Consider the following 8515-nt stretch of genomic DNA (forward strand, 5'->3'; position numbering starts at 1 on the left):
CACCCCCGCCGGGGGCACCGCCGCCCGTCTGACGGCGTGCCGCGGCGGCACCGGCGGCAGCGGCCGCTGCCGCCGGACCACCCGCGGACGGGCCACCGGGCTTGCCCGCGACCGGCTTCTTGTTGCCCTGGGCGACATCGACGGGAAGCATGACCAGAGCTGTCGTACCACCGGAGTCGGAGGGGCGCAGCTGGATGCGGATGCCGTGCCGCTGGGACAGACGGCCGACCACGAACAGACCCATGCGGCGGGAGACCGACACATCCACGGTGGGCGGCTGGGCGAGCCGCTCGTTGATCGCCGCCAGGTCCTCCGGCGACAGACCGATACCGGTGTCGTGGACCTCGATCAGCACCCGCCCGTCGGGCAGCGCGTGACCGGTGACCTTGACCTTGGTCTGCGGCGAGGAGAACGAGGTCGCGTTCTCCAGCAGCTCGGCGAGCAGGTGCACGAGGTCGTTGACCACGCGGCCGGCGACATGGGTGGTCGGCACGGAGGACAGCTCGATGCGCTCGTACTGCTCCACCTCGGACGCGGCGGCACGGAGCACGTCGACCAGCGGGACCGGGCGGGTCCAGCGGCGGCCGGGCTCCTCACCCGCGAGGACGAGGAGGTTCTCACCGTTACGGCGCATGCGCGTGGCGAGGTGGTCCAGCTTGAACAGCGAGGCCAGCTGGTCCGGGTCGGCCTCACGGGACTCCAGTTCGGAGATCAGCGACAGCTGGCGCTGGATCAGACCCTGGGAGCGGCGCGAGAGGTTGGTGAACATCGCGTTGACGTTGCCCCGCAGCAGGGCCTGCTCGGCGGCGAGGCGGACCGCCTCGTGGTGCACCTCGTCGAAGGCCGCGGCCACCTGGCCGATCTCGTCCCGGGAGTGCACACCGACCGACTCCACGGACGTGTCGACGTCCTGCGGGTCGGACTCGGACAGCTGCTTGACCAGCTCGGGCAGACGTTCCTGGGCGACCTTGGTCGCGGTCTCCTCCAGCCGGCGCAGCGAGCGGATCATGGAGCGGGCCATGACGAAGGCGCCGACCAGCGACACGCCGAGGACGAGCAGGATCAGCGCACCGGAGATGATGGCCTCGCGCTCGGTGGCGCTGCGCAGCTCGCGGGCCTTCTGCTCCATCTCCTCGAGCAGCCGGAGCTCGATGTTCTTCATCTGCTGGAGCTTGGTGGAGCTGTCGTCGACCCAGTCGCGGTAGGAGCGCTTGTTCGCCTGCCGGATACCGTCGCGGTTGTCCAGCAGGCGCTTGGCGTAGGTGTCCGCGGCCAGGATGGTCGGGTTGCCCTCCTCCATGGGCCTGAGGAGTTCCTCGGCCCCGTCCCCGTAGATGTTGCGGAAGCTGTTGAGGTCCGAGGTCTGGCTCTCCAGTGCCGCCTGGGCGTACAGGCGGTCGTTCTCGGAGAGGTCGCCGGCCGTGGTGTTGTTGGCCGGCAGGGCGGCGGCGATCACGGCACGCTGGACGGAGGCGTACTCCTTGGCGGAGGAGAAGGAGGCCAGGGCGCGGGTGCGCTGAATCATCTCCGGGTTGCTGGTCGCCTCGGCCATGTCCTGGGAGAGGGCGAGCAGATCGGTGATCAGCCGGTGGTACCGGTCGACCGTCCGGGACGAGTTGTCCTTGGACTGGTACGCGTCCTTGCGGATCTTGCTGAGACCGTTGAGGTTGCTGACGATGCCGACGAGGGTGTCGCGGACACCCTGGAGGTTGCCGCTCTTGCTGGCGTTGTCGATCTCTTCGGACTTGGACACGAAGTTGTCCATGGCCCGGTCCGTCTTGTCCTGGACGCCCTTGACGGTGATCGCGGTCGCCACGGAGGGGTTGGCCAGCGGACCGGCGGACTGGTCGCGCTCCTCCTGGAGCGCGGCGGCCAGCTCGGTGGCCTGCTTGGTCATGTCTGTCAGCAGCTTCATGTTGTCCAGCTGCTGGAGGTCGTCCATGTTCTGGTCGATGCGCAGCCCGCCCAGTGTGGTCGCGGCGACCACGGGGAGCGCGAGCAGCGACACCAGACGCGTGGAGATGCGCCAGTTGCGCATCGCCATGCGTGAACCGGAGCCGACCGGGCCCTTGGCCGGCTTGACCGCCGGGGCGGTGCTCGGCGACGCCGGCCCGCCGGGGCGCTCACCGCTGTCGCCGGCCGGGCCGGGGCCCGGGTTCTGGGCGTGCTGGGGCGAGGAGCTGCCTGGCATGGGGCCAGTCCCGCCGTGCGGCTCCGGCTCCGCCGAAGCGCTGCCATCCCTCTTGAAACGTCCCTGCACTAGCGTCGCAACCTCTGGACCAGGCGCCCCTCCGCGCGAACGGAAGGACGGTGTCGGCGTGGTGGGGAGCGTCCTGAAACGCTTCCCTCGGTGGTCGTGAGTGACCGGCGCTGGCTCCCCCTTCCCGCCGCCACTCGGCGCTGATTGCGCCCTGCGCGCCGGCACGATCCTGCGGCGGTCCGTGGCATTCCAGCACAGTGCCGGATCTCCAACAAGGCGTGAGGACCAGGCTGTGACCTCAATGACAGCATGTGAGTGACGAGCTACGCAGCGTGGAAAGATATCTCGCCCATAGGGGACATATCGCTACGTACTCGCGAGTCGCGAGAGGTGTCCCAGTCGCCATGATCAGGAGCGGAATGGTGGCTTCAGTGGGTCAATGTCCGTTTCGGCGACGAAGGGTGCGCTGGAGAATTGCCCGGTTTGTCGATGCTTCCGTGAGCAAACTCACACCGGGAACACGGGCTCTTCACGTCTTCGGTCAGGGATTGAATGTTTAGCCTGACGCTTTACAGACTTGGCACATCCGACAATCCGGCGTGGGAGCCCCTCGACTCGACGCTCCGGCGCCCGTACACGACAAGGTCTCGTACAACCGTGAAGACGACGATGCTGTTCCGCACCATAGCCAACCCCCGGCGCACGACGCTGACGCACCTCGAGGACGCCGAAGCCCTGCAGACGCCGGAGCAGCCGGAGCACTCCGTCTCCCTTCCCGCCCAGACCGCCAACCCCAGGCGCACCGTCCTCATGGACGTGCCGGTCGCGGCCGCTGTCGCCGGGTAGTACGCGGACCGGCCGCCGAATGCTCACGGCGGCCGGCGAACAGATCATCCGCACAGGGAGACGCAGGGGCGTCCCGAGCCAGGGGGCGCCCCTCCTCCGTGCCCTGTGTGCCGTAAGGCGTGAGGTGTGCGCCGTAATGCGCGAGGTCCGGGACCCCTGCCCGCGTTAGCCTGGAGCGTCAGACTCCAGCCGCTCAAGCCAAGGGGCCAGCAACCCGTGCGCATCGCCAGGTTCTCCATCGACGGGAACGTCGCCTTCGGCGCGGTCGAGGGCGACCAGCAGGACGAGCTCGTCCTCGACATCATCAAGGGCATCCCGTTCGCGGACTTCGAGCTCTCCGGCACGAAGGTGCCGCTGAGCAAGGTACGGCTGCTGCCGCCGGTGCTCCCCAACAAGGTCGTCGCCTTCGGCCGCAACTACGCCGAGCACGCCCGCGAACTCGGCAACGAGGTGCCCGACGCCCCGTTCGCCTTCTTCAAGCCCTCCACCTCGGTGATCGGCCCCGGGGACCCCATCCAGTACCCCTCCTTCTCCGAGGAACTGCACCACGAGGCCGAGCTGGCCGTGGTCATCGGCCGGATGTGCCGCGAGGTCCCGCGCGAGCGCGTCAAGGACGTGATCTTCGGCTACACCTGCGCCAACGACATCACCGCCCGCGACGTCCAGCGGCGCGAGAAGCAGTGGGCCAAGGCCAAGGGCTTCGACACATCCTGCCCGCTCGGCCCTTGGGTGGAGACGGACCTCGACCTCGCCGCCGCGGCCGATCTGACCATCCAGCTCACCGTCAACGGCGAGCAGCGGCAACTGGGCCGCACCAGTGACATGCTCCACCCCATCGAGGACCTGATCGTCAACATCTCCGAGGCCATGACGCTGCTCCCCGGCGACGTGATCCTCACGGGCACCCCGGCAGGGGTCGGCCCCCTCAACGTCGGCGACGAGGTCGCCGTCACCATCGAAGGCATCGGCACTCTCACCAACAAGGTTGTCAAGCGTGGCTAGCGCACCCGTACGCGTCCGTTTCTGCCCCTCGCCCACCGGTAACCCCCACGTGGGCCTGGTCCGCACCGCCCTGTTCAACTGGGCGTTCGCCCGGCACCATCAGGGCACCCTGGTCTTCCGCATCGAGGACACCGACGCCGCCCGTGACTCCGAGGAGTCCTACGAGCAGCTGCTGGACGCGATGCGCTGGCTGGGCTTCGACTGGGACGAGGGCCCCGAGGTCGGCGGCCCGCACGCGCCGTACCGCCAGTCGCAGCGCATGGACCTCTACAAGGACGTCGCGCAGAAGCTGCTGGACGCCGGCCACGCCTACCACTGCTACTGCTCCCAGGAGGAGCTGGACAGCCGCCGCGAGGCCGCCCGCGCGGCCGGCAAGCCCTCCGGCTACGACGGCCACTGCCGCGACCTGAGCGCCCAGCAGGTCGAGGAGTACAAGGCCCAGGGCCGCGTCCCGATCGTCCGCTTCCGCATGCCCGACGAGACGATCACCTTCACCGACCTGGTCCGCGGCGAGCTGACCTTCACCCCGGAGAACGTGCCGGACTACGGCATCGTCCGCGCCAACGGCGCCCCGCTCTACACGCTGGTCAACCCGGTCGACGACGCCCTGATGGAGATCACCCACATCCTGCGCGGCGAGGACCTGCTCTCCTCCACCCCGCGCCAGATCGCCCTCTACAAGGCGCTGATGGAACTGGGCATCGCCAAGGAGATCCCTTCCTTCGGCCACCTCCCGTACGTCATGGGCGAGGGCAACAAGAAGCTCTCCAAGCGCGATCCGCAGTCCTCCCTCAACCTCTACCGCGAGCGCGGCTTCCTGCCCGAGGGCCTGCTCAACTACCTCTCGCTGCTCGGCTGGTCGCTCTCGGCCGACCAGGACATCTTCTCCCTCGAGGAGATGATCGCGGCCTTCGACATCAAGGACGTGAACCCCAACCCGGCCCGCTTCGACCTGAAGAAGTGCGAGGCGATCAACGGCGACCACATCCGCCTGCTGGACGTGAAGGACTTCACCGAGCGCTGCCGCCCGTGGCTGCAGCCCCCGTTCGCCCCCTGGGCCCCGGAGGACTTCGACGAGGCCAAGTGGCAGGCGATCGCCCCGCACGCCCAGACCCGCCTGAAGGTCCTGTCCGAGATCACGGACAACGTCGACTTCCTGTTCCTGCCGGAGCCGGTCGAGGACGAGGCGAGCTGGAACAAGGCGATGAAGGAAGGCTCCGACGCCCTGCTGCGCACGGCCCGCGAGAAGCTGGAGTCCGCCGACTGGACCTCCGCCGAGTCCCTGAAGGAGGCCGTCCTGACCGCCGGCGAGGCCCACGGCCTCAAGCTCGGCAAGGCCCAGGCCCCGGTCCGCGTCGCCGTCACCGGCCGCACGGTCGGCCTGCCCCTCTTCGAGTCCCTGGAGGTCCTGGGCAAGGAGAAGACGCTGGCCAGGATCGACGCGGCGCTGGTGAAGCTCACGGTGTGAGGCGACGCACCCGTGCGTCAGGGGCGGCACCCGGCCCGGGGTGCCGCCCCTTCGTACTGTTCGGGGAACTCCGGCCCCTCTCCGTCCGTTCTGGCGTACCGTCGGTGTCATGCCGATCAAAGCCGTGGTCTGGGACGTGGACGACACCCTTTTCGACTACACCACCGCCGACCGTGTCGGCATGCGGGCGCATCTGGTGGCAGAGGGGCTGCTCGACGCGTACGGGAGTGCGGAGGAGGCCCTGGCACTCTGGCGGCGGATCACCGACGCGCAGTGGGCGCGGTTCTCGTCGGGGGAGGCGTCCTTCGAGGAGCAGCGGCGGGACCGGGTGCGGGTCTTCCTCGGCCGGCCGGAGCTGACCGACGACGAGACCGAGGCGTGGTTCGAGCGGTACCTGGGCCACTACGAGGCCGCCTGGGCGCTCTTCCCGGACGTGCTGCCCGCCCTGGACACCCTCGCCGCCGCCTACCGGCACGCGGTGCTGTCCAACTCGAGCCTTCACGTCCAGGAGCACAAGCTGCACACCCTCGGTGTGCGGGACCGCTTCGAGGCCGTGCTGTGCGCCGCCGAGCTCGGTGTGTCGAAGCCGGAGGCCCGGGCGTTCCACGCGGCGTGCGACGCGCTGGAGCTCGCTCCGCACCAGGTGGCGTACGTCGGAGACCACCCGGAGATCGACGGACGGGGGGCCGCCGAGGCCGGGCTGCTCTCCGTCTGGATCGACCGCGACGGCGTGCACACCGCCCCGGTCGGGGACGCCGGTCCGCGCCGGATCGCCTCGCTCGGCGAACTTCCCGACATCCTCGGCACGGATATGCGTTTTGGAGCCCCGTCCACCATCGGGTAATGTTCTTCCTGCGCCGCGGAGCGCGGGCCGACGGTCCGGATCCGCAGGCGCAATGCTAGAACAAGATCCCCTCAGGGGCTTGCGTTCCAGTGGCCTATGGTGTAATTGGCAGCACGACTGATTCTGGTTCAGTTAGTCTTGGTTCGAGTCCAGGTAGGCCAGCTCGCAGAGCTCATCTGCACCGCGGATCACATCCGCAAGCCCCCGTTGTGTAGCGGCCTAGCACGCTGCCCTCTCAAGGCAGTAGCGCCGGTTCGAATCCGGTCGGGGGTACGGATCCTTCGGGATCAGGGCCCCCGTTGTGTAGCGGCCTAGCACGCCGCCCTCTCAAGGCGGTAGCGCCGGTTCGAATCCGGTCGGGGGTACGGATCCTTCGGGATCAGGGCCCCCGTTGTGTAGCGGCCTAGCACGCCGCCCTCTCAAGGCGGTAGCGCCGGTTCGAATCCGGTCGGGGGTACTCAGTGGTCTGTACCACCTTTGGTCTATGGTGTAATTGGCAGCACGACTGATTCTGGTTCAGTTAGTCTTGGTTCGAGTCCAGGTAGACCAGCTGATCCGCGGAAACGCGAGGTCACGCCCCCGTTGTGTAGCGGCCTAGCACGCCGCCCTCTCAAGGCGGTAGCGCCGGTTCGAATCCGGTCGGGGGTACGCGAGAAGAAGGGCCCTCCCTCGGGAGGGCCCTTCCGCGTGTCCATGGTCACTCCTCGACGAACCGGCGGCGCGACTCCTCCGCCTCCGCGAGCCGGCGCAGGCTGAGCAGCACCGGCTCGTACAGCACCGTCAGCGCCACCGCGGCCTCCACCTGCTCGTCGGGCGTTCCGTAGCGCTCCACCAGGTCCAGATCGCTGACGGCGATCCGCTCCGCGGCGCGGGCGTACGGCTCCAAGTCCTCGGCGGCGCACGGGTAACCGAGCCGGGAGAGCGCGGCGATCGCGGTCACCAGCATCTCGTACGCCGGTCCGGCCGGGGCACGGCCGGAGGTACGGCCGTAGCACCAGCCGAGCCGGTGCATGAGCTCGTCGGCGGTGCGCCGGGCGGCGTCGGTGTCCGGGTCCGCCTCGTCGGGCTCCGGTCCGTGCGGCAGGGCCCAGGTGGCGGCGCCCAGGCGCTGATGGCGGTCCATCCGCTCGTCCTGCAGGGCGGCGAGCACCTCACGGGCGGAGTTCACCGGGATCCGCCCCACCTGGATCAGCGCCCGCACCAGTCTCAGGCGCCGCAGATGTCCCTCGTCGTAGTCGGCCTGCGTGGCCGTGACGCGGCGGCCGGGGTGCAGCAGCCCTTCGCGCAGGTAGTACTTGATCGTCGCGGTGGAGACACCGCTGCGTGCGCTCAGCTCCGCCAGTCGCATGTCCGTGCCGGCCCTTTCCCTCTTGCGCCTCCCGTTGGGGAGTGTCACTATCCAACAAGGATAGTGGAGCTATCCAATAGCTCGGAGCAGCCGAGAGCGATCGGGAACGATCGAGAATGGGGGACATCATGAGGTCCAGGCCGATCGAAGGGCGCATGACCGCCGCGGGCGAAGGGGAGCTGGTCGTCTTCTTCATCGGAATGCGGATCAACAGCTTTGCCGCGGTGCGCAGTTGGTGGCCGGTGGCCAGGGCGATGGGGCCGATGCTCAAGGAGCTGACCCAGGACCCGGACAGCGGTCTCCTCGGCTACAGGTCCCTGCTGGCGGGACCCCGAGAGGTGCAGCTCGTGCAGTACTGGGAGTCCAAGGAGAAACTCCTCGCCTACGCCGCTGAGCCCGACAAGAACCACCACCCCGCCTGGTCCGCCTTCAACCGGCGGCTGCGCGAGGGGAAGGGCAAGGTCGGCATGTGGCACGAGACGTACGTCGTCCCGGCCGGAGCCTACGAATCCATCTACACGAACATGCCCGAATCCGGCCTCGGCAAGGCCACGGGCGTCCTGCCGGTCACCCACCGGGGAAACCGCGCAGCCACCCGTCTGCGCGTCTCTTGATCGGGTGCCGAGCATCCGGGGGGCGGAGCAGGGATGCGGGGGAGGGGGAGGCGGTCCTCGCCGGGTCTGGGGTGGGGCCTCGTCAGGGGTGAGGGAGGTGGTCCTCGCGAGTCTGGGGTGGGGCCTCGTCAGGGGTGAGGGAGGCGGTCCTCGCCGGGTCTGGGGCGGAGCTTCATCAAGGGTGCGGGACGGC

At 69.0% G+C, this 8515-nt stretch carries 7 protein-coding genes and 6 tRNA genes; 11 read left to right on the forward strand and 2 right to left on the reverse strand.

Going from position 1 to position 8515, the window contains the following annotated elements; all coding sequences use genetic code 11:
• The coding region (locus tag DEP02_RS10345; RefSeq protein ID WP_117434520.1) for a sensor histidine kinase at positions 1-2260 on the reverse strand (2260 nt) is incomplete at its 3' end.
• 597 nt (positions 2261-2857) lie between these two features.
• Here DEP02_RS10345 and DEP02_RS10350 point away from each other — a divergent pair.
• From DEP02_RS10350 to DEP02_RS10395, 10 genes are all read left to right on the forward strand, one after another.
• The gene (locus tag DEP02_RS10350; protein WP_112467049.1) at positions 2858-3046 is read left to right on the forward strand and encodes a hypothetical protein; all 189 of its coding nucleotides are present in this window, start codon (positions 2858-2860) and stop codon (positions 3044-3046) included.
• 216 nt (positions 3047-3262) lie between these two features.
• Positions 3263-4048, forward strand: a complete 786-nt coding sequence (locus DEP02_RS10355; protein ID WP_112467050.1) for a fumarylacetoacetate hydrolase family protein — start codon at positions 3263-3265, stop codon at positions 4046-4048.
• On the forward strand, positions 4032-5516 hold the full coding sequence (gene gltX, locus DEP02_RS10360; protein WP_112467051.1) for a glutamate--tRNA ligase: 1485 nt from the start codon (positions 4032-4034) through the stop codon (positions 5514-5516). The genes DEP02_RS10355 and gltX overlap by 17 nt, the downstream gene beginning before the upstream one ends.
• A 109-nt stretch (positions 5517-5625) precedes the next feature.
• Positions 5626-6360, forward strand: coding sequence for an HAD family hydrolase (locus DEP02_RS10365; protein ID WP_112467052.1), 735 nt, complete (start codon positions 5626-5628; stop codon positions 6358-6360).
• A gap of 90 nt (positions 6361-6450) precedes the next feature.
• Positions 6451-6522 (forward strand) — tRNA-Gln (locus tag DEP02_RS10370).
• A gap of 38 nt (positions 6523-6560) precedes the next feature.
• Positions 6561-6633, forward strand: a tRNA-Glu gene (locus tag DEP02_RS10375).
• A 19-nt stretch (positions 6634-6652) separates the two neighbouring features.
• Positions 6653-6725: transfer RNA gene (locus DEP02_RS10380), tRNA-Glu, on the forward strand.
• A gap of 19 nt (positions 6726-6744) precedes the next feature.
• Positions 6745-6817: transfer RNA gene (locus DEP02_RS10385), tRNA-Glu, on the forward strand.
• Between the two features lie 21 nt (positions 6818-6838).
• Positions 6839-6910 (forward strand) — tRNA-Gln (locus DEP02_RS10390).
• A gap of 25 nt (positions 6911-6935) precedes the next feature.
• A tRNA-Glu gene (locus DEP02_RS10395) sits at positions 6936-7008 on the forward strand.
• Between the two features lie 49 nt (positions 7009-7057).
• Here the strand turns inward: DEP02_RS10395 and DEP02_RS10400 are convergent.
• Entirely contained in the window at positions 7058-7708 is a 651-nt protein-coding gene (locus DEP02_RS10400; RefSeq protein ID WP_112467053.1) for a MerR family transcriptional regulator, read from the reverse strand.
• Positions 7709-7836: 128 nt separating this feature from the next.
• Between DEP02_RS10400 and DEP02_RS10405 the strand changes: the two genes are divergently transcribed.
• Positions 7837-8322, forward strand: coding sequence for a DUF4188 domain-containing protein (locus DEP02_RS10405; RefSeq protein WP_198668375.1), 486 nt, complete (start codon positions 7837-7839; stop codon positions 8320-8322).
• Positions 8323-8515 lie beyond the last annotated feature (193 nt).

Source organism: Streptomyces triticisoli (assembly GCF_003270085.1).
In the GTDB taxonomy this organism is placed as follows: Bacteria; Actinomycetota; Actinomycetes; order Streptomycetales; family Streptomycetaceae; genus Streptomyces; species Streptomyces triticisoli.

What these genes read in the sequence shown, in the direction of transcription:
- DEP02_RS10405 (WP_198668375.1), top strand. Translation starts at nt 7,837, where the DNA reads ATGAGGTCCAGGCCGATCGAAGGGCGCATGACCGCCGCGGGCGAAGGG.
- DEP02_RS10365 (WP_112467052.1), top strand. Translation starts at nt 5,626, where the DNA reads ATGCCGATCAAAGCCGTGGTCTGGGACGTGGACGACACCCTTTTCGAC.
- DEP02_RS10400 (WP_112467053.1), bottom strand. Translation starts at nt 7,708, where the DNA reads ATGCGACTGGCGGAGCTGAGCGCACGCAGCGGTGTCTCCACCGCGACG.